The sequence below is a fragment of the Aggregicoccus sp. 17bor-14 genome (genome assembly GCF_009659535.1).
In the GTDB taxonomy this organism is placed as follows: Bacteria; Myxococcota; Myxococcia; order Myxococcales; family Myxococcaceae; genus Aggregicoccus.
On record NZ_VJZZ01000001.1, the window covers coordinates 340,741 to 360,343 of the forward strand.

General features: G+C 72.6%; 18 protein-coding genes. 5 read left to right on the top strand and 13 right to left on the bottom strand.

Going from position 1 to position 19,603, the window contains the following annotated elements:
- Nucleotides 1-3: 3 nt before the first annotated feature.
- The 7 genes from FGE12_RS01545 to FGE12_RS01575 form a co-directional block, all read right to left on the bottom strand.
- Complete coding sequence (locus tag FGE12_RS01545) at nt 4-219, bottom strand: DUF5818 domain-containing protein (protein ID WP_153864415.1); 216 nt, start codon at nt 217-219, stop codon at nt 4-6.
- The gene (locus FGE12_RS01550) at nt 216-2,075 is read right to left on the bottom strand and encodes a S8 family peptidase (protein WP_153864416.1); all 1,860 of its coding nucleotides are present in this window, start codon (nt 2,073-2,075) and stop codon (nt 216-218) included. Before FGE12_RS01550 ends, FGE12_RS01545 begins: the two co-directional genes overlap by 4 nt.
- A 96-nt stretch (nt 2,076-2,171) precedes the next feature.
- A complete protein-coding gene (locus FGE12_RS01555; protein WP_153864417.1) occupies nt 2,172-2,837 on the bottom strand; it encodes an alpha/beta hydrolase in 666 nt (221 codons plus the stop codon).
- A gap of 4 nt (nt 2,838-2,841) precedes the next feature.
- Nucleotides 2,842-3,345 (bottom strand): hypothetical protein, encoded by a 504-nt coding sequence (locus tag FGE12_RS01560; protein ID WP_153864418.1) that lies wholly within the window; start codon nt 3,343-3,345, stop codon nt 2,842-2,844.
- A 12-nt stretch (nt 3,346-3,357) separates the two neighbouring features.
- Nucleotides 3,358-4,557, bottom strand: a complete 1,200-nt coding sequence (locus FGE12_RS01565; protein WP_153864419.1) for a class I SAM-dependent rRNA methyltransferase — start codon at nt 4,555-4,557, stop codon at nt 3,358-3,360.
- Nucleotides 4,554-5,396 carry an HAD-IIB family hydrolase gene (locus FGE12_RS01570; protein ID WP_153864420.1) on the bottom strand — a complete coding sequence of 281 codons (843 nt, stop codon included), beginning with the start codon at nt 5,394-5,396 and terminating at the stop codon, nt 4,554-4,556. The genes FGE12_RS01565 and FGE12_RS01570 overlap by 4 nt, the downstream gene beginning before the upstream one ends.
- 68 nt (nt 5,397-5,464) lie before the next feature.
- Nucleotides 5,465-6,655, bottom strand: coding sequence for a hypothetical protein (locus FGE12_RS01575; protein ID WP_194797458.1), 1,191 nt, complete (start codon nt 6,653-6,655; stop codon nt 5,465-5,467).
- A 135-nt stretch (nt 6,656-6,790) separates the two neighbouring features.
- On the opposite strand from FGE12_RS01575, the gene FGE12_RS01580 reads away from it, so the two are divergent.
- Nucleotides 6,791-7,582, top strand: a complete 792-nt coding sequence (locus FGE12_RS01580) for an alpha/beta fold hydrolase (RefSeq protein ID WP_153864421.1) — start codon at nt 6,791-6,793, stop codon at nt 7,580-7,582.
- Here the strand turns inward: FGE12_RS01580 and FGE12_RS01585 are convergent.
- From FGE12_RS01585 to FGE12_RS01600, 3 genes are all read right to left on the bottom strand, one after another.
- The gene (locus FGE12_RS01585; RefSeq protein WP_194797459.1) at nt 7,579-10,236 is read right to left on the bottom strand and encodes a N,N-dimethylformamidase beta subunit family domain-containing protein; all 2,658 of its coding nucleotides are present in this window, start codon (nt 10,234-10,236) and stop codon (nt 7,579-7,581) included. The two genes, FGE12_RS01580 and FGE12_RS01585, sit on opposite strands and share 4 nt — an antisense overlap.
- Nucleotides 10,237-10,323: 87 nt before the next feature.
- Nucleotides 10,324-11,328, bottom strand: a complete 1,005-nt coding sequence (locus FGE12_RS01595; RefSeq protein ID WP_194797460.1) for a membrane dipeptidase — start codon at nt 11,326-11,328, stop codon at nt 10,324-10,326.
- A gap of 111 nt (nt 11,329-11,439) precedes the next feature.
- Nucleotides 11,440-12,090, bottom strand: a complete 651-nt coding sequence (locus FGE12_RS01600) for a hypothetical protein (RefSeq protein ID WP_153864425.1) — start codon at nt 12,088-12,090, stop codon at nt 11,440-11,442.
- A 284-nt stretch (nt 12,091-12,374) separates the two neighbouring features.
- On the opposite strand from FGE12_RS01600, the gene thiS reads away from it, so the two are divergent.
- From thiS to FGE12_RS01620, 4 genes are read left to right on the top strand one after another with little or no spacing between them, the layout of a single operon-like run.
- Entirely contained in the window at nt 12,375-12,575 is a 201-nt protein-coding gene (gene thiS, locus FGE12_RS01605) for a sulfur carrier protein ThiS (RefSeq protein WP_194797461.1), read from the top strand.
- 10 nt (nt 12,576-12,585) lie between these two features.
- A complete protein-coding gene (locus tag FGE12_RS01610) occupies nt 12,586-13,368 on the top strand; it encodes a thiazole synthase (RefSeq protein WP_153864426.1) in 783 nt (260 codons plus the stop codon).
- A 5-nt stretch (nt 13,369-13,373) separates the two neighbouring features.
- Nucleotides 13,374-13,991, top strand: coding sequence for a thiamine phosphate synthase (locus FGE12_RS01615; protein WP_194797462.1), 618 nt, complete (start codon nt 13,374-13,376; stop codon nt 13,989-13,991).
- Nucleotides 13,992-14,022: 31 nt separating this feature from the next.
- Nucleotides 14,023-16,746, top strand: a complete 2,724-nt coding sequence (locus FGE12_RS01620; RefSeq protein WP_153864427.1) for a M1 family metallopeptidase — start codon at nt 14,023-14,025, stop codon at nt 16,744-16,746.
- 10 nt (nt 16,747-16,756) lie between these two features.
- Here the strand turns inward: FGE12_RS01620 and exoP are convergent, their stop codons facing one another.
- From exoP to FGE12_RS01635, 3 genes are read right to left on the bottom strand one after another with little or no spacing between them, the layout of a single operon-like run.
- Nucleotides 16,757-17,959 carry a spore coat polysaccharide biosynthesis glycosyltransferase ExoP gene (exoP, locus tag FGE12_RS01625; RefSeq protein ID WP_153864428.1) on the bottom strand — a complete coding sequence of 401 codons (1,203 nt, stop codon included), beginning with the start codon at nt 17,957-17,959 and terminating at the stop codon, nt 16,757-16,759.
- 44 nt (nt 17,960-18,003) lie between these two features.
- Nucleotides 18,004-19,062 (bottom strand): glycosyltransferase family 4 protein, encoded by a 1,059-nt coding sequence (locus FGE12_RS01630; RefSeq protein ID WP_153864429.1) that lies wholly within the window; start codon nt 19,060-19,062, stop codon nt 18,004-18,006.
- A 31-nt stretch (nt 19,063-19,093) separates the two neighbouring features.
- Nucleotides 19,094-19,603, bottom strand: a complete 510-nt coding sequence (locus FGE12_RS01635; protein ID WP_153864430.1) for a serine O-acetyltransferase — start codon at nt 19,601-19,603, stop codon at nt 19,094-19,096.

Genomic DNA, 19,603 nt, shown 5'->3' on the forward strand with positions numbered 1-19,603 from the left:
GACTTACGTGAAGCGGTAGCCGTTCACGCGCAGCAGCGGACCGACCATGGCGGCGGTGACGCCGCCTCGGTCCACCTCGCCGTCGATCTCCACGCGCTTGCCGTCCTTCTTCAGGCCGCGATCTCCCCCGGCCAGCGCGTAGGTGCGGCCGTCGTCAGCCTCGAGCACCCAGACGCCCGTCTCGATGTCCCGGAACACCACCCGCCCGCTGAGCTTCATGCGGCCTCCCGCTTGAGCATGGCCCGCGCGATGAAGACGCAGGAGAGCGTGTTGAGCACGAGCCACGGCACCGCGAGGAACGCGAAGGGCAGGTACGCGAGCCCCGGCGCCCGAGACCACGCCGCGTAGGCGAGGAAGCCCGCGAAGCCCAGCGCCAGGCCCCCGACCACCGGGCGCAGGCCGCGCAGCCGGATGGCGAGCAGCGAGGCCACCAGCGGCAGCAGCGAGCTGTAGAAGAGCGGGTTCGCGAGCTTGCCGCGGCCGAAGATGATCCGCTGCCAGTCCGGCATGGGCAGCGTGAGCGTGCTCACCGTGTCCCCCGAGACGTGGTTGCGCAGGAAGAACACCCCCACCGTGGCGAGCAGCAGCGGCAGCAGGAAGGTGGGCCGGAGCAGGATGTTGAAGTAGCCGGGACGCTCGCGGCCGCCCAGGGTGAGCAGCACCAGCGCGAGCAGGGCCGCACTCCAGGCCAGCGGCTGCCACGCGGTCGGAGGCGCCTGCTGGCGCAGGGCCGCGAGCGCCCCCTGTGCATCCAGGAGGCCGTGCCCGTAGCGCTCGGCGTCGCCGCCCTCCACCTTCTGGGCGCCCGCATAGAGCGCCTGCTCCACCTGCTCGGGCGTCTCGGCGCCGGCGGCGTAGAGCAGCGCGGCGACGCCCGAGACGTGCGGCGTGGCCATGCTGGTGCCCTGGTACGCCGCGTAGATGGACTTCGAGGGGTCCCTCGGGTCCACGGTGTTCTGCAGGATGCCGCCGTGCGGCCCCGCGCGCTTGTCGCCGCCAGGCGCCGCGAGGTCCACCTCGGGGCCCCAGGACGAGTAGAAGGCGAGCTTGCCCTCCGGGTCCACCGCGCTCACGCCGATGACGCCCGGATAGGCCGCGGGGAACTCCACGTGCGCGCGCGAGCCGTTGCCGGCGGCGGCCACCACCGTGGCGCCCTTCTTGCGCGCGAAGTCGACGGCGTTGGCCACCGCGGCCGAGTGCCAGCCACCGCCCAGCGAGAGGTTGATCACCTTGGCGCCGTTGTCCGCAGCGAAGCGGATGGCGTCCGCGATGTCCGCCGAGGTGCCAGCGCCGAAGTGGTTGAGCACCTTCACCGGCATGATCGTCGCGTCGAAGGCCACGCCCGCCACGCCCTCGCCGTTGTTGGTGCTCTGGGCGATGGTGCCGGCCACGTGCGTGCCGTGGCCGTGGTCGTCATCCGCGTGCGTGTCGTCGTTCACGAAGTCGTAGCCCTTCGCGAAGCGCGTGGTGCGCAGGTCCGGCACCCGGTGGAAGTCCTGGTAGTCCTCGTAGGCCACGCCGGTGTCGAGCACCGCGACGATGACTCCCTTGCCGCGGCTCTGCTCCCAGGCGCGCGGCATGTGGATCATCCGCAGGTTCCACTGGCGCGCGTAGTCGGGATCATTGGGGACGAAGCCGCCCTCGTCGTCGCGAAAGCCCGGGCGGGGCGCCGCATCGGCGTCCGACGCCTCGGCCTCGGGCGGAAGGGTGTACACGGTGAGCGGCTCGGCGGACTCGACCGCCGGGTTCTGGCGGATGCGCTCGAGCACCGCGTCCACGTCCGGCACGCCGACGGCGAGCGTGATGCCGGAGCGCGGCCCCTCCACCGAGTTGAACTCGAGGTCCACGCCCCACTCGCGCTCCCAGGCGTCGAACTGCTCCTTCGTGGTGCCGTCCTTGAAGTCCACGACGATGCCGCCCGCGACCTGCGAGCCCTTCAGGGCGCTCGCATCGCGCTCGGGGTGGTAGGCGGCCCTGGGCGGCTCCTTGTGCGCGCCTCCACAGGCCGCCAGCGCCAGCGCCGCCACTGCCCCCACCGTCCCTGCCCGGGTCCACCGCGTCGTCGTCCACGCCATGAGCGAACTCCTTCCAGCGAGCCTACGAACGGGCCGGGAAACGATTGGGTCTGCGCCTGCGCCTGCCTGGCTCCCCTCCCCTTCTCCCTAGAGAATTCAGGAGGTTATGTCAGGCGCGCCGCTCAGGCGCTGCAGCCACTCGGCGACGAGGTGTCCGATGACGGGCAGGTTCCTGGGGAAGGTGGGGGCGGCGTCGGAGACGAGCTCCAGGCGGCCCCCCGCCTCGGACACCGCCTCCGCCATGGCTGCGCTCTCGCGCCGGTCGCCGCCCGCCCAGGCGATGACCAGGAGCGGCACCCGCACGCGCGCCAGGGCCCCCAGGGGCACGTCCCGGGGCTCGACGAGGGCGAGCGCGCAGGGCTCGGCGCGGCGCGCGAGGAGCGCGAGGGCGACCGGAGCGCTGCCGTGCAGGGCGGCGAGGGCGGCCGCGGGGCCGCGCGCGTTCTCGAGCGCCACGTCCAGCGCTGCCGCGGCGTCCCGGCCGAGCGCCTCCTGGTCGCCGCGCGCACCCTGGCTCGCCCCGACGCCGCGGTAGTTGAAGCGCAGGGTCGCGTGGCCCGCGCGGGCCGCCGCGAAGGCGAGCTCGGCGGCGAGGACGTGGTCCATGCCGCCCCCCTCCTCCGGGCGCGGCGGCAGGATGAGCAGCGGCGGCTGGCGCTCGCCCCGGTGGGCGGTGCCCTCCATGACCTCGGAGGCCGGACCCGCGCCGGTGTCCACGGGGATGAGGGTGGAGCGCTCCAGGAACTGGCCCTTGAGCACCATGGCGCTAGTCCTCGCGCGGCTCGTCGCGCGCGGTGAAGGCCAGGGTCGCGGCGCACTTCACCCCGGCAGTGTCGCTCGCGCTCAGCTCGAGCGTGCCTCGGGCGAGCGCGCCGCGCTCGGTGAAGGTCACGCGCACCACGCGCGAGCGCAGCTTCTGGTCGTTGGCGTCGAGGTCCAGGCGCTCCGCCTCGAAGACCTCGCCGGTGCCCGCGATGGCGCCGGGCGCCTGGATGACCGGGGCATCTCCGAGCACCCAGCCACCCGGAGGCGACTCAAGCTCGAGGTAGGCGCGCCCGCCGTCCGCGTCCCACAGCGTCCAGCGCAGCGCCTGGAAGCCGTTGTCGCGGGGGCGCTCGGCGGGGAGCACGCCGCCCTTGTAGCAGGAGGCCTCCAGGCGCGAGAGCGGCGCCGCGTCCACGGCGACGAGGTAGTGGCGCACCTGGGTGTCGCCGCAGCCGGCGCCGAGCGAGGCGAGCAGCAGCAGCGCGGGCAGGAGGGAGCGGGACATGGGAGGGGTCTCCTAGACGGACTGCAGGACGTAGAACTTGAGGTAGCGGCCTTCGCGGAACTGCAGGCGCACGGGGTGGTCCGGCGGCTGGTAGCGCTCCTCCACGAGCGCGAGGTCCACGCCCGCCTTGAAGCCCGCCTCCTTGATGGCCTCGAAGAAGGCCTCGGGGCTCACGCGCGCCGAGCAGGAGGCCGTGGCGAGCAGGCCGCCGGGGCGCAGGATGCCGAGCGCCTGGCGGTTGAGGGAGGCGTAGCCGTCGATGGCGGCCTCCACCGCGCGCTGGCTCTTCGCGAAGGCGGGCGGGTCCAGGATGATCAGGTCGAAGGTGCGGCCCTCCTCCTTGAACGAGGCGAGCAGCTTGAAGACGTCCGCGGCGAGGAAGTCGTGCTTCTCGGCGGGCAGGCCGTTGCGCGTGAAGTTCTCGCGGGCGAGCGCGATCGCATCCGCATCCTGGTCCACCGAGAACACGCTGCGCGCGCCGCCCAGGGCCGCGTTCACCGAGAAGCCGCCGGTGAAGCAGAAGCAGTTGAGCACGTCGCGGCCGGCGGCGAGGCGGCGGATGAGGTAGCGGTTCTCGCGCTGGTCGAGGAAGAAGCCGGTCTTCTGTCCGCGCAGGGCGTCCACCATGAAGGTGGCGCCGCGCTCCTGGATGGCGAGCAACTCGGGCGCGGGCGGACCCCAGAGCATGCGCCCCGCGCCGCGCTCCTCGTCCCCTTCTGCGTCGTCGCGGCCCACCTCGTCGCGGCCGATGACGCCCAGGAGCTCGGGCAGCGCCTGGCGAAGCGCCTCGACGATGAGCGAGCGGTACGGCGTGAGGCCCGCGGAGTAGAGCTTGAGCACCGCGTAGCGGCCGTAGAGGTCCACCACCACGCCGGGCAGGCCGTCCCCCTCGCCGTGCAGGAGCCGGAAGCTGTCCGTGCCGCTGAGGTCGATGAGCGAGCGGCGCTCGGCGAGCGCGGCCTTCACGCGGCGGGCGAAGAAGGCCGCGTCGATGGTCTCGCGCGGGTCGCGGGTGAGCACGCGCACCGCGATGGCCGAGTGCGGATCGTAGTAGCCGCGGGCCACGAACTTCCCGCCCTCGGTGAGGTCCACCACGCTGCCGGCGGGGATGCGCGGCGGGTGCTCGAAGGCCTTGCGGAAGGCCCAGGGGTGACCTGCGCGCAGGTGGCGCCCGAGGCCCCGGGCGAGCTCCAGCTTCACGAGACTGCTCATGCGGCGACTCCTTGAGATTCACGAGGGCCGGCCCGACGCTTTTCCCGGCGTTGGCGCTGCGCGAGCACGGCGCGCGCGAGCTCCTCGAAGCCTGCGCCCTCGGCGGCGCGGGTGATGAAGGCGGGGGGCGTATCGATGGCCGCGAGCACGGCGCGCACGTTGGCGACGCCCACGCTCACGGGGAACGCGCCGAAGAGGGGCGCGTCGTTGAAGGAGTCACCGGCGTACGCGTAGCGGCGCTCGCCGGGCTGCAGGACCTGGCCCCACGCGCTGCGCAGGAAGCGCGAGACGGCGGTGCGCTTGTCGAAGCGGCCGATCCAGCAGTTCACGTGCACCGAGGAGCGCACCGCGGTGACGCCCCGCGCGCGCAGCAGCGCCTCGATGCGGCCCGCCGCCGCGCTGCCCAGGCGGGCCTCCTCGTTGTAGTCGATGGCGAGGTCCACCTCGGTGTGCGCGCTGTCCGAGGAGAGGCGCGCGCCGGGCACCCGGGCGAGCACGCGCGCGACCTCGGCCTGGAGCCGGCGGCGGTTCACCGCGCGCACGCTCGCGCTCTGGGCGTACACCTTGCGCAGCGGCCCGCCCGGCCGGCGGTGGAAGAAGAGCCCGCCGTTCTCCACGATGACGCCGTCCACCGGCAGGGTGCGCGCCCAGGCCTCGCCCCAGCCCGCGGGCCGCCCGCTCACCAACACCACGCGCACGCCTCCTTGCGCGAGGGACTCCAGCGCGCGCAGCGTGGAGCTGCGCAGCAGGCCGTGGGTGGTGAGGGTGCCGTCGACGTCGGTGAAGACCGCCTCCACCGAGGAGAGGTCCGCGTCGCGCAGCGGGCGGGGATGCGGCATTGCCCCGAGCACTTACACCCGAGGGCCCCCCGGGCAAAGCGGGAAGGCGCGCGCCCCTCGCCTCCCCCCTAGCCTACGGGCAGCTGGGCGAGCAGCTCCTGGAAGGACTCGAGCGTGCCTCGCAGCTCCTCGCCCGTCAGCGTGGCGAGCGGCGCCTTGCGGGCGCGGCGCAGGAAGACGTCCAGGGCGGGGTCGCGGCCGTAGAGCGACTGGGCGCGCGCAGCGGCCTCCGAGAGCACCTTCGCGGCGAGCGAGGGATCGTAGCCGAACATCCCCATGGCCCGCTCCAGCTGCACGCCGCAGGCGGCCCACACCTCGCGGTCGTGGGAGATGAGGATTTGCCGGCGGTTCACCTGCGCCAGGTCTCCCACGAAGGTGTCCAGCTCGCTCGCCACGGCCATGAGCTCGGGCTGCGCGGGGGCGGGCTGGATGGCGAGCTTGCCCACCTGGGAGCGCACCTCGATGATGCGCCGCTTATCCTGGGCGCGCAGCGAGCGGTAGGCCTGCGTGCGGCCGAAGGCGTCCAGCTCGTTCTGCAGCTGCTGGGCGTTCCACTGCACGTCCTCGGGCTCGGCCTCGCGGATCTTCTGCACCCGCGCGCCCACGATGCGCCCGAGGTCCGCGACGATGGCGCGCACCACGATCGCGGCCTTCACCTCGGTGTCGTGGCCGGGGACCACGTCGCGCCGGTTCACGTCCGCGAGCGCTCCGGCCGAGTCGTACACCAGCGTGCCGATCTGCTCGCGGAACAAGGCGCGGAAGCGCTGGATCTCGGCGAGCAGGTTCCACCGGTCAGACACCACGCCGGGGCTGCGCATCGCCTCGCCCAGCTGGGTGATGCCCTGGGCGATGACGCCCATGGCCGCGTGCAGCACCTCCACCGACTCCTGCGCCTTGCGGGCGAGCGGGCTGGAGGGCGGCAACGGCCCCGCCTCCTCCGCGGCGCTGCGCACCGTGTCCGCGAGCCCGCCGCGCGGCTGCACCGGGAACTGCTCGCGCACCACGTTGAGCAGGGCGTTCACGTCCATCACCGTGTCGCGGATGACGGGCGCCATCTCCTCCCAGAGCGAGAGGTCGGCGCTGCCCTCGACGGACGTGGTCTCGTACTTCACGAGGTCCATGTCGCCGAGGCGCACGATGGCGTTCGCCGCGGCGGCGTACACCTTGCGCAGGCGGCCCGCGAACGCGCGCTCGGGCATCGCGGTGAGGAGCTCTTCGAGCCTCGCGGGGAGGGTGTCGGGTGAGGGGGCGGCGGCCACGGGGACCGCACTTTAATCGGATCCTGCCCTTCCTCTACCGGATGTTCACCCTCACGCGGCGCTTCCCCCCGCCGGGGCTCCTTCGGTAGAGCGGAGCCAGGCCCCCCTCCCCCCCTTCCCGGTCCTGGAGCACCCATGCCCACCCTGAACGTCGACGGCGTCCCCCTGCACTACCGCGACGAGGGCCGCGGCCTGCCCGTCCTGCTCTTTCATGCTTTCCCGCTCACCAGTGGGTCCTTCGCGCCCCAGGTGGCGGCGCTGGGAGGCCGCTACCGCTTCCTGCTGCCGGACGCGCGGGGCTTCGGCGGGAGCGCCCTGGGCGAGGGCCCCACCGAGATGTCCCGCATGGCCCGCGACGGCCTCGCCATCCTCGATGCCCTGGGCCTGGACACGGCCGTGGTGGGCGGGGTGTCCATGGGCGGGTACGCCTCGATGGCGCTGCTGCGCGAGGACGCGAGCCGCGTGCGGGCCCTGGTCCTGGTGGACACGCAGGTGACGGCGGACGACGACGCGGGGCGCGCCCGGCGCGAGACGCAGGCCCAGGACGCGCTCGCGCGCGGCGTGCAGTCCGTGCTGGAGAACAACCTGCCCAAGCTCATCACCTCGCCCGTGGACTCACGCGTGGGGCGCGAGGTGGCGGCGCTGATGCGCGAGGGGACTCCCGGCGGCATCGCGGCGGCGCTGCGCGGGATGGGCTTGCGCCACGACAGCAAGGACATGCTCGCGCGCTTCGCGGGGCCTGCCCTCGTGGTGGTGGGCGCCGAGGATCACGTGACGCCGCTCGAGAAGGCCCGCCAGATGGCGGACCTCATCGGCGGCGCCCAGCTCGAGGTCATCCCGGCGGCCGGCCACCTGCCGAACCAGGAGAACCCCGAGGCCTTCAACGGCGTGCTGGACGCCTTCCTCTCGCGCCTGCTCGCCGCCTAGCGGATGACGCGGCGGATGACGTTGTTGAACGCGTCCGTCACGAGGATCGACTCGTCCGAGGGGACGACCGCGAGGCCGGCGGGGATGGAGAGGTCCGCCTGGCTGCCGCTGCCCAGGGTGAGCCCCAGCTTCCCCGAGCCCGCGATGGTGTAGACGCGGCTGGAGGCCGCATCGGCGCCGGTGATGACCTTGCGCAGCCGGAAGTTCGCCGTGTCCGCGATGTAGATCTCCCCCACCGGTCCCACCGCGAGGCCCATCTGGGCGCGGAAGCGGGCCTGATTGCCGGGCCCGTCCGCGAAGCCCTGCGCGCCGTCCTTGCCCGCGAGCGTGGTCACCGCGTGGGGCGCCTCGGGCGCGATGCGCTTGAGCTTCTGGCTGTAGCCCTCGAAGACGAAGACTTCGCCGGCCGAGCCCACCGCGATGGCGCTCGGGTTGTTGAACCGAGCCTGGCTGCCGTCTGCGCCGTCCGCATCTCCGGCCTGGCCGTTGCCCGCGAGCGTCGTGACCTCCACCGCGTGGGTGATCGGGTCCACTCTGATCATGCGCACGCTGTTGCCCGCCTGGTCCGCGACGTAGACGTTGCCCAGCGAGTCCACGGCGAGGGCGGTCGGACGGTTGAAGCGCGCGGCCGGGCCTGCTCCATTCGCGTAGCCGGACTGGCGGCTGTCGGAGCCCGCGAAGAGCGAGACCCTCCAGCCCTGCGGCGTCTCCACGATGCTGCGGATGCAGTGGTTGTCCGAGTCCGCCACGTAGACGGTCCCGTCCGGGGCCACCGCCACGCCCGTGGGCTTGCGGAACTGCGCCGTCGCGCCGGCCACGTCGTTCAGCACCTTCACGGGTCCCAGCGCGCCCGTCCCGGCGACGAGGCTCACGGTGTGCTCGGAGTCGGTGCCGATCACGCGGATGCGGTTGTTGTTGGTGTCCGCCACGTAGACGCGGCCGTCCGGGCCCACGGCAACGCCCGTGGGACCGTTGAACAGCGCCTGGTCCGCAGGGCCCTCGCGGTAGCCGCCGCGGCCCGGCTGGCCGGCGAAGGCGTGCACCGAGCTCGCCCACACGGCGATGGGCTCGTTCTCCGGCGTGCCACTGCTCGTCACGGGCGCGAGCGCGCGGTGGGCGCGGCGGTGCTCGAGCGAGCGCTCCAGCACGTTGGCCGTCATGCGCAGGACGCGGTCGTCGTGCAGCTCGGGGTCCGAGCCGAAGGCGAGCGGCCACTGGATGGTGCCGGAGGCGAAGATGTGGGTGCCGCCGGGCAGATCGCGGTCCACGCCGTGCGAGACGTTGGGGATCCCCTCGGCCGTGAGCAGCGGGCTCTCCAGGCTCACGCGCTGATTCGTGGGCGTGCCCGCAAGGTCCGGCCAGATGCGATCCACCTCGAAGCCCAGCAAGCCGGGCAGCTGCGTGCCGGTGGTGAGGCCCGTGCCCTCGAAGAGCCAGTGGGACTCGTCTGCGACCACGAGCGGGAAGCTGATGAGCTGCCAGCCGTCGTACATCACGCCGAAGAGCTCGCTCTCGGGGTGAGGGTTGGGGTCGTCGCGGAAGCGCACGGTGCTCCCGGGCTGCGGGTCCAGCCACGGCGTGTTCTTGTAGCAAACGATGGTGCGCAGCTCGTTGCCGGCCCGGTCCTTCTCACCGCGCACGCGCCAGTAGGCGCCGTTCCCGCCGAAGTACGCGAGGCTCATCTTCCCGCTGGCGAGCGCCGCATCCACCTGCGTGCGCTGCTGCGTGGGCCAGTACTCGTCCTGGCCCGCGTGCACGTAGGCGCCGATCCCCTCGAGGAAGTTGCCGTAGCGCAGGAAGTCCGAGTTGGTGCCGTAGGTGACGTCGTAGCCCTCCTTCTCCAGCCAGGTGATGAAGGGCTGCTCGAGGTAGAAGACCTTGCCCCGGCCATCGTCCGCCTCGAAGGGCCGGTCGAACGAGACCTCGTAGCTGCGGTTGTACGGCATGCCCGAGGAGGTGGCGTAGAGGCTCTCGCCGCCCCAGCGGTTGTAGGCCTGCGAGGTGTAGAGGGCCGAGCCGTAGAGGAGCTCGGCGGCGCGGTCGTCGCGCACGATGAAGGGCGTGAAGCGCTTGTAGCCGCTGTAGCTCACCTTCACGAGGTAGAAGCCGGAGACCCAGTCGTCGCCGACCTTGAAGGAGAAGGTGTCGTCCCAGGCGCACTCCACGCGGCCCGTGGTCGAGTCCCGGGGGCACGGTGCCTGCGTCCGCGTGTCGAAGGCGCTGCCGCTCCACACCTTCCGCGCACCGGCGCCGCCGTAGTAGCCGAGCCGGTACACGGTGGCGCTGATGGTGCCGGGGCTCCTGGTGGAGACCTTCACCGAGACCGTGTCACCGGCCTTTGCCGAGTCGAGCGAGGCGTAGAGCTCGACGGTGCCGGGAGGCGCGCTGCTGCCCTGGCGCCAGCTCGTGTCGCCGGGCTTCGCGTTCTCGGCCGGGATGGGGTTGGGCGCGGGCACGCGCTTGAACTCCGGCGGCGGCGGGGGCGGAGGCGGCGGCGGCGGGGGCGGGGGCGGCGGCGGCGGCGGAGGCGGCGGTGGCGGGTCGACGACGCCAGGACCGCCGTCTCCGGGCTCGCGCACACCGGTGGCCTCGTGGCAGCCCACCGCCAGCGCGATCACTGCCACCCAGACCCCGTTCCAGCTGCTCGCTCGCATGCTTGCCTCCTCGCTCGGTCCCCGAGGTAGGCATCGGGCGGCGATTCGGCAAGTGCGGTGTTTTTCAGTTTCCTCGGATTTTCGGGTCTAGGACCCGAGGGTCTCCCGGAAGAAGCGGTGGAGGTTGCCCCCGAGGACACGCTCCACGCGCGCTTCTGGATGGCGGCGCAGCAGGGCCTCGGTGAGCAGTGGGAGGCCGGTGACATCCCGCATGCCCTTGGGCAGCGGCACCATCCCGTCGAAGTCCGAGCCCAGGCCCACGGCCTCCTCGCCCATCACGTCCAGTGCGTGCTCGATGTGGCGCACCACGTCCTCGATGCGGTCTCCGCCGAGGTACACGGTGCCGAAGATGATGCCCACCACCCCACCCCGCTCGGCGATGCGCCGCAGGGTGTCGTCCGGGAGGTTGCGCCAGCCTCCACCGGCGGAGCGCACGCCGGTGTGCGAGCAGAAGGGGCGCGCGCGGGGGTGCGAGAGCACGGCCTCCAGGGTCTGCTCCGAGGCGTGGGCCACGTCCACGCTCATCCCCAGACGGGCCATCTCGTCGAGCACCTCGCGTCCGAGCGCGGACAGGGTGCGGTTGCCCATGAAGGGGAAGGAGGAGCCGCCCAGTGCGTTGTTGGACAGGTGGGTGAGCCCCATGAAGCGCACGCCGCGCGCGTGCAGCTCCGAGAGGCGCTCCACCCTCCCCTCCAGCGCATGGCCGCCCTCGACGCCGAGCACCGCGGAGAGCCGGCCCTCGGCGAGGTTCTGCGCGAGCTGCGCGCCGCGGGTGGCGATGGCCGCCTGTCCCTGGGAGCGCCGGCAGAAGTCCTCGAGCCGGTCGATCTGCCACTGCGCGCGCGCCCACTCGCCCCTGAGCGCCTCGCGCGGCCAGCCGCGCCACGCGCCGAACACCGGGAAGCCGCCGACGAAGGGAAAGCCGCGCGTCACGAGGGTGAAGCACTGCAGCTTCACCCCTGCCTCGCGCAGGCGCGGGAAGTCCACGTGCCCCTCGTGCGAGCGCACGGTGAGGTCGCGGTTCCACATGAGGGAGTCCGCGTGGGCGTCCGCGATGGGCCAGCGGCGATGGAGCTCGAGCACGTCCGTCACGCGCGCCAGTGTGGGCCGTCCGGGCGCGCGCCACAACGGCGCACTCGCACCCAATGACTGCGGCCCCGTCCCGGAGGACGGAGCCGCAGCGCTGCATCCGTGTGAAGGCGACTACTTCTTCATCACGGCCTTCAGCACGGTCACGTCGCGGGCCACCATGTCGTCGCCGTCCTTCACGTAGGAGGCGCGCACCTGGGTGCCCTCGTCGAAGCTGTCCAGCTTCGCGGCCTTGTTGTTGTACATGACGCGGGTCGCGTCGTTGGTCTTGAGCTTCAGCTCCTTGCCCGTGGAGTCGACGAGCTGGAGGTTGTTGGCCATCGTGACGTCCTTGAGCGTGCCGGTGAGGGTGCCGGCCGCGGGGATCGCCGCGCCGCTGCCGCCCGTGGCGCTGTCGTCCGCGCTGTCACGCGCCGCGTCCTGACGGGCCTCGGCCACGTCCTTCTTCTCCTCGTTCACGTCCTTCTGTGCGTCCGCGATCTTCTTCTGGGCCTCCTCGTCCGCGTTCGCCATCTTCTTCTGCGCGTCGCGCTGGGCGTCGGCCGCCTCCTGGTTGGCGTTGGCGAGGTCCTTGTTCTCCTCCTTCTGGGCCTCCGCCTTGTCCTTGGCGGCGTCCTGGCGCGCGTCGGCGACCTTCTCGCTGGCCTTGGCCTGCGCCTGGGCCACGTCACGCTGTTCGTCGGCGACCTTGCTCTTGTTGTCCTGACAGCCCGCCATCATCCCCAGCGCCGCCACCGCCCCCACCGCCATCATGAGCTTCCGCATGTCGATGCCCCTTTCGTTGTGTCCGGGTTCAACCCGGCGCTTCGCAAAGCAAGGTGGTGCTCGACCCGGGCCCGGAAAAGAGCTTGTCAGCGCGCAGGGAGCGACACAGGGGCGCCGGCCTGACTGCGCACGGCTCGATCGGCTGCCTGCTACTCGTCGGGATGAAACGGGCTGCCGTGCGCTCTGACGGCTCCGAGCGTGCGCGTTGACACTGCGCTCCCTCGCCTGTAGGGCTCGACCTGAACGCAGTCTCCCTGCGTGTTTCCCGATAGGAGCAGCGGCGCGTGAAGGTCTGGGTGAACGGCGATCCCCGGGAGGTGCAGGACGGCGTGAACCTCACGCGCCTGCTCGCGGAGCTCTCGCTCTCGGGGCCTGGGGTGGCGGTGGAGGTGAACGCGGCGGTGGTGCGCCGCGCGCAGCACGCCGAGCACCGGCTCAAAGAGGGAGACCGCGTGGAGATCGTGACCTTCGTAGGCGGCGGCTAGGAGCGCGGACATGAGCCAGCAGGACACTCCCCTCACCATCGCAGGCGTCACCTTCGGGTCGCGGCTGCTCATCGGCACCGGCAAGTACCCGAGCTTCGAGATCATGAAGCGCTGCCACGAGGCGAGCGGCGCCGAGGTGGTCACCGTGGCGGTGCGCCGCCTGGACCTCAAGGCCCAGGGCGAGCAGTCGCTGATGAGCTGGATCGACACGAAGCGCATGCGGCTGCTGCCCAACACCGCGCTCTGCTACACGGCGGACGACGCGGTGCGCACCTGCCGGCTCGCCGAGGAGCTGGGCATGAGCAAGTGGGTGAAGCTCGAGGTGCTCGGCGACGAGAAGACCCTCTACCCGGACGTGGAGGAGACGGTGAAGGCGGCGCGCATCCTGGTGAAGGAGGGCTTCACCGTGCTGCCCTACACGAGCGACGACCCCATCACCGCGCGCAAGCTCGAGGACGCGGGCTGCGCCGCGGTGATGCCGCTCGCGGCGCCCATCGGCTCGGGCCTCGGCGTGCGCAACCCGCACAACATCCGGCTCATCCGCGAGACCGTGAAGGTGCCGGTGATCGTGGACGCCGGCGTGGGCACGGCCTCGGATGCCGCGATCGCGATGGAGCTGGGCGTGGACGCGGTGCTGATGAACACCGCCATTGCCGGTGCGAGGGATCCGGTGCGGATGGCCGTGGCCATGCGCAAGGCGGTCGAGGCGGGGCGCGAGGCCTTCCTCGCGGGCCGCATCCCGCGCAAGGCGTACGGCTCGGCGTCGAGCCCCCTCGAAGGACTGGTCGAGTAGCGCGGGTGCTCCCGCGCCTCGTCGTCATCACCGACTGGGGCCTGCCGCGAGCGCGCCTGCTCGGGTCGCTCGAGGCGGCGCTCTCGGCAGGTCCCGAGGTGGCCGTGCAGCACCGCCACCCGGGGGTCGGGCTGCGGCAGTTCCTCGAGGAGGCGCGGGTGCTCGCGGCCCTGTGCGAGCGGCTCGCGCGGCCGCTCTTCATCAACGGCCGATTGGACGTGGCGCTCCTGCTCGGGGCGCACCTGCACCTGCCTGCGGGAGGACTCACGCCTGCGGACGTGCGCCCGGCGCTCCCCGCAGGGCGGCTCGTGAGCGCGGCGGTGCACGACGCGCGCGAGGCGGCGGACGCGGCCGGCGCGGACCTCGCCCTGGTGAGCCCGGTGTACGCGCCCGGCTCGAAGCCGGACGACACGCGCGCTCCCCTGGGCCCGGCGGGGTACGCCGCACTGCGGGCGCAGCTGAGCTGTCCCGCCCTCGCGCTCGGCGGCATCGACCCGGTGCGCGCGGCCGCGCTTCCCGACGCGGACGGCTTCGCGACCATCTCGGGGGTGCTCGCCGCCGCGGACCCGGCGGCCGCAGCGCGGGTGTTGCTCACGCGGGGGCGCGGCAGCGATCGCGGTTGACAGGGCGGGCGCGGGAGGGTGGCGTGGGGTCATGCGCCGACTCCTGCTGATGCTCCTCGCCGTGGGCTCGCTGCACTGTGGCCACTCCCCCGCTCCCGCACCCGCCTCGACAGCTGCCGCTCCTGCGGCCAAGGCGCCCGAGTACCCGCAGCCTGCGCCGCCCGAGCTGAGGCTCCCGGACACCGTGCAGCCGGTGCACTACGCGCTCGAGCTCACGCTGCTGCCGCGCGAGGACACCTATCCGGGTACGGTCACCATCGACGTGGACGTGCGCGCCCCGGTGCGCCAGGTGTGGCTGCACGCGCTGGACGTGCAGGTGACGGCGGCGCGCGTGGAGCGCGAGGGCCGCACGCTCGAGGCAAAGCCCGTCACGGCGGACGCGGGGCGCCTCGGGCTGCTGCTGCCCGAGGAGCTGCCGGCAGGACGCGCCCGGCTGGTGCTCACCTTCACCGGCCACGTGGAGCGCAAGCTGAGCCAGGGCCTGTACGGCGAGACCGAGGCCGGCGAGCCGTACCTCTACACCTTTTTCGAGCCCATCGACGCGCGGCGCGCCTTCCCCTGCTTCGACGAGCCCACCTTCAAGGTGCCCTGGCAGCTCACCTTCACGGTGAAGGCCGAGCACGTGACCGCGGCGAACGCGCCGGTGGTGCGCGAGGAGCCGCTGCCCGATGGGCTCAAGCGCGTCACCTTCGCCGAGAGCAAGCCGCTGCCCAGCTACCTCGTCGCCTTCATGGTGGGCCCCTTCGACGTGGTGGATGCCGGGACGGTGGGCCGCACGAAGGTGCCGCTGCACTTCATCGTGCCGCATGGCCGCGGGCCCGAGACGGCGTACGCCGCGCGCGTCACCCCGCGCATCGTGCAGGTGCTCGAGGACTTCTTCGATCAGGCCTACCCCTTCGAGAAGCTGGACGTCGCGGTGGTGCCGCGCTTCTGGGGCACCATGGAGCACCCGGGCATCGTCGCGCTCGGCCAGCCGCTCACGCTGATCAAGCCGGGCGAGGAGACCCTGGAGCGCCGCCAGCGCTACGCGACCATTGCGGGCCACGAGCTGGGCCACTACTGGTTCGGCGACCTGGTCACCTGCCGCTGGTGGAACGACGTGTGGCTCAACGAGTCCTTCACCAGCTGGCTGGATCGCAAGACCATGGACGGCTTCGAGCCCGCGTGGGGCCTGGGGCGGGAGATGAGCGCCGAGTCGCTCTCCTTCGCCATGAGCACGGACTCGCTGGTGAACACGCCTCCGGTGCGCAAGCCCGTGGCCACCAACGACGACATCATCGGCGCCTTCGACAATGGGACCACGTACTCGAAGGGCGCCTCGGTGCTGGGGATGCTGGAGACCTGGCTCAGCCCGGAGAAGGTGCGCGACGTGATGCGCACCCACGTGCGCACCCACGCGTGGAAGACGGCCACCTCGGACGACTACGTGACCACGCTCTCGCAGGTCGCGGGCCCCGAGGCCGCGCAGGTGTTCAAGAGCTTCGTGGACCAGGCGGGTGTGCCGCGCATCACCGCCCAGGTGCAGTGCACACCGGGCGCTCCCGCCAGGCTGCAGCTCTCGCAGGAGCGCTACTGGCCCGCGGGATCCGCGGGAAAGCTCGGGCAGACCTGGAGCGTGCCGGTGTGCGTGCGCGCGGGCACCGGCGCGAAGGCGGAGCGCCAGTGCACGCTGCTCACCGAGGCCCAGGGAGAGCTCGCGCTGCAGCAGCCGGGCTGCCCGCGCTGGGTGCTGCTCAACGCCGAGGGCCGCGGCTACTACCACGCGGGCTACGCGCGGCCGCAGCTGGACGCGCTGCTGCAGGCGCCCTCCGGAGCGCTGAGCGAGGACGAGCGGCTCGCCCTGCTCTCGGACGTGAAGGCGGGTGTGGCGCGCGCGGACCTGCGGTTGGGTGAGGCGCTTCCTGCCGTGCCCGCCACGGCGCGCGACCCCAGCCGCCTGATGGTGCAGCGCGGGATGGAGCTGCTCGAGGGCGTGCGGCTGGAGCAGCTCAGCGCGGAGGACCGCGGCCGCTACCGCGCGTGGCTGCGCCAGACCTACGCCCCGCGCGCCCGGCAGCTCGGGTGGGTGGCGCGCCCCGGTGAGGACGAGAACGTGCAGCGCCTGCGGCTGATGATCGTGCCGCTCGCGGCGGGGGCCGGCGAGGACCCGGTGCTCTCGGCCGAGGCCACGCGCCTCGCGAAGGCGTGGCTGAAGGATCGCAGCGCGGTGCCCGAGGACGTGGGCCACACGGCGCTGCGCGTGGCGGCGCGCCGCGGGGATGCGGCGCTCTACGACACGGTGCTCGCGCAGGCGCGCTCGGCGAAGGACCGGCGCGAGCGCGGCGAGCTGCTCGGCATCCTCGGGTCCTTCCGCGACCCCACCCAGCTCGCCCGCGCGCTCGAGCTGGTGAAGGGCACCGAGTTCGACGCGCGCGAGACGGTGGGCATCCTGCAGGCGGCGCTGGGAGGCGCGGAGTCTCGCGCGCAGGCCTGGGCCTTCTACCAGCAGAGCTTCCCCTCGCTCGCGAAGCGCCTGCGCTCGGACGAGCTGGGCTGGCTCATCGAGCGCGCCGGCGTGCTCTGCACCCCGGAGCAGCGCGCGCAGGCGGACGCGCTGCTCACGCCCCAGGTGAAGCAGATCGAGGGCGGCCCGCGCGCGCTCGCACGCGCGCTGGAGTCCATCCAGCTGTGCGTGGATGCGCAGGCGCGCAACGCCCCCAGCGTGCACGAGTTCCTGGGAACGCGTGCGCGCGTGGGGGCAAGCGGGGCCCGGTGAGGAGGCCGCGCTAGAGCTGCTTGCCGGCCTTGAGCATGGCGGCGCCCACGTGCTGGCGGATCTCCTCCACGCGGGCGTCCCAGCTCTCCGAGTAGATGCGCTCGGCGCGCTCGCGGCGGGGGCCCGCCCCCTCCGCGAGGCACTCGTCCACCTTGCGCACGAAGTCCTCGGTGGAGGTGGCGATCTTGCACAGCCCCACCTTGCGCACCTCGGGCAGGTCCGTGGAGACGCAGGGCAGGCCCGCGGCCAGGTACTCGCGCACCTTGAGCGGGTTCGCGTTCAGCGTGAGCTCGTTCACGGTGAAGGGCATCAGGCTCACGTCGAAGGCCTTGCAGTAGCCGGGCAGCTCCTCGTAGCGCTTGCGGCCGAGCAGGTGGATGTTGGGCACGGCGCGCAGCTTCGAGTCGTCCACGTCCGGGGCCACCTTGCCCACGATGACGACGCTGCCCTCGGGGTGCGCCTTCGCGGTGGCGATGAGCGCATCCTGGTCCACCCAGTCCGCCACGAGGCCGAAGAAGCCGAAGATGGGCTTGGGCAGGCTCGCGATGTCCTCGGGGATGGGCGTGGCCGGGTCGCACGCCTTCACGAAGTGCTGGAAGTCGGTGCCGTGGCGCACGAGCACGGTGCGCGGGTTCACCTTGACCTTGTTCTCGCGCAGGCGCTCCGCCGAGGTGATGACCAGGTCCGCCTTCTTGAGCAGCACCTGCTCCAGCTCGGCGATGTGGCGGCCGTTGGTGTCGCTGAAGGCGCTGAACTCGTCCACGCAGTGGTAGACGAGGAAGTCCTCGCCCAGGGTGCCGGAGACGGGCGCGCTGGTGGGCAGGAAGCTCCAGCCCACCGGGCGCTCGAACTTGAGCTGCTTCATCGCGCGCTTCACCTGCAGCTTGAGCAGCTCGCGGTTCGCGGCGCGGATGGCCTCGGAGCCGTAGGCGGGGATGGCGAGCGGCGCGAGCACGAAGAGGTTGGGCTCTACCTCGCGGATGCCCTGGGTGAAGCTGCTGAGCTTCTTCCAGATGCGCTTCGCGTCGTGGGCGTTCGCCTTGGGCGCGCGGTAGCCGATGCTGTTCACCCACAGCACGCGGTTGTCGCGCGCGAGGATCCGCATGATGTGCGTCTTGGAGAGCGGGTCCCCGTCCCAGTCGTTGGAGAACACCACCAGGTCGCGGCCCCTGAGGGCGCGGCGAGCGAGGTCCATGTCATCGGTGCGGCGCATGCGTCATCTCCTGTAGCGAAGGCGAGAAAGGTCCAGAGAAGGGTTCAGGCTGCGGCGGCGTGGTCGGCCGCAGGCGGAGGCAGCCCCGCGAGCTGCGCGTAGAGCGCGAGCAGCACGGGCCCGGCGTCCGGCGAGGCGACCTGCGCCCGGGCGCCGGTGAGCGCCCGCTCCACGGCAGCCGCGAGGGCCGCAGGATCATTGTTGGCGAAGGTGATCGTTCCCGCCGGCCGGGTGCACACGTCCGAGGCCACGCAGGCGACCCCCAGCGTGAGCGCCTCGCGCACGGAGATGGCGTCCCCGTCGTGCGTGGTGGGGCGCAGGAACACGTCCGAGCGGGAGATGAGCGCGAGGGCCTGGTCGTGGGCGAGCTCGCCGAGCAGCTCGAGGTGGGAGGCGACGCGGGCCTCGCGCACGTCGCGCACGAAGTCGTCCGTGCCGATGCCCGGGCCGAAGAGCGCGAGCCCCACGTCCGGGTGGCGCTCGGCCACGAGGCGCAGCGCGCGGAAGGCGAGCGCGCGGCCGTACACCGGCGAGGGGTGGTGCGCCATGGCGATGAGCGGCGTGCGGCGCGCGCGGGCGGCCTCCACCTCGGGGGTGGCGGCGCCGGGGCGCACCTGCGAGGCGCAGAAGGCTGGCTCCACCTGCACCTTGCGCTCGGGGACGCCGGCGTCCACCAGGGCGGCCTTCACCGCGTCCGACACGGCGATGACCCGGTCGTAGCCCGCGAGCGCGGCGCGCGCGAAGGCCCGGCGCGCCGCGGAGGCCGCGAGGTAGCCCGGCAGGAGCCCCGAGTGCAGGGTGATGACGCGCGGAGCGCGCGGGCCCGGGATGCCGGCCGTGGCGGCGAGCACCCAGGACTTCGGGTTGTTTCCGCTGGTGTGGACGTGGACCGTCCACCCGGCGCGCAAGAACCCCGCGAGCCGCAGCGAGTACTGGGCGAGCGTGCGCACCGGGAGGACGTCCGGATCCGGCCGGCCACCCTTCCCGATGTCGAGCACCTTCGCCTCGACGCCGCGGCTGCGAAGAAATCGATGGAGCTGCTGGACGTGGACCGCGACCCCGCCATGAGGCGGGGGGTAGTCCCCCACGAGGAGCACGCGCATGGTGTGTGGTTCTCCGGTCTCGGACCGCTGCCTACTGGATGTGGGTGGGCGTCTTGGTGGGCGGCGGCGGCTGGGGGGCGAGCCCCATGTCCCGCTGGTAGCTGGCGAGCGGGTCCGGCTCCCGGCGCAGCACGCGCGCGGGGACTCCTGCGACCACCGCGCCCGGGGGCACGTCCTTCACCACCACCGCGTTCGCGCCGATCACGGCGAAGTCCCCCACCGTGATGTTGCCGAGGATCTTCGCCCCGGCGCCGATGCGCACGTAGTCGCCGATGACCGGCGCGCCCTCGAGGCCCGAGCGCCCGCCGATGGTGACCTGCTGCGAGATGAGGCACTGGCGCCCGATGCGGGCCGCCTTGTGGATGACCACGCCGATGCCTCCGTAGCCCAGCTGCGTGCCCTCGCCGATGTCCGCGTCCTGCGGGATGGAGGAGCTGTGCAGGTAGTAGATCGCCTTGCGCAGCAGGTCCGGCAGCACCGGGATGTTCTTGAGATGCAGCCGCCGTGCGGCCCGGTACAGCGTCATCGCGTCCACGCCCAT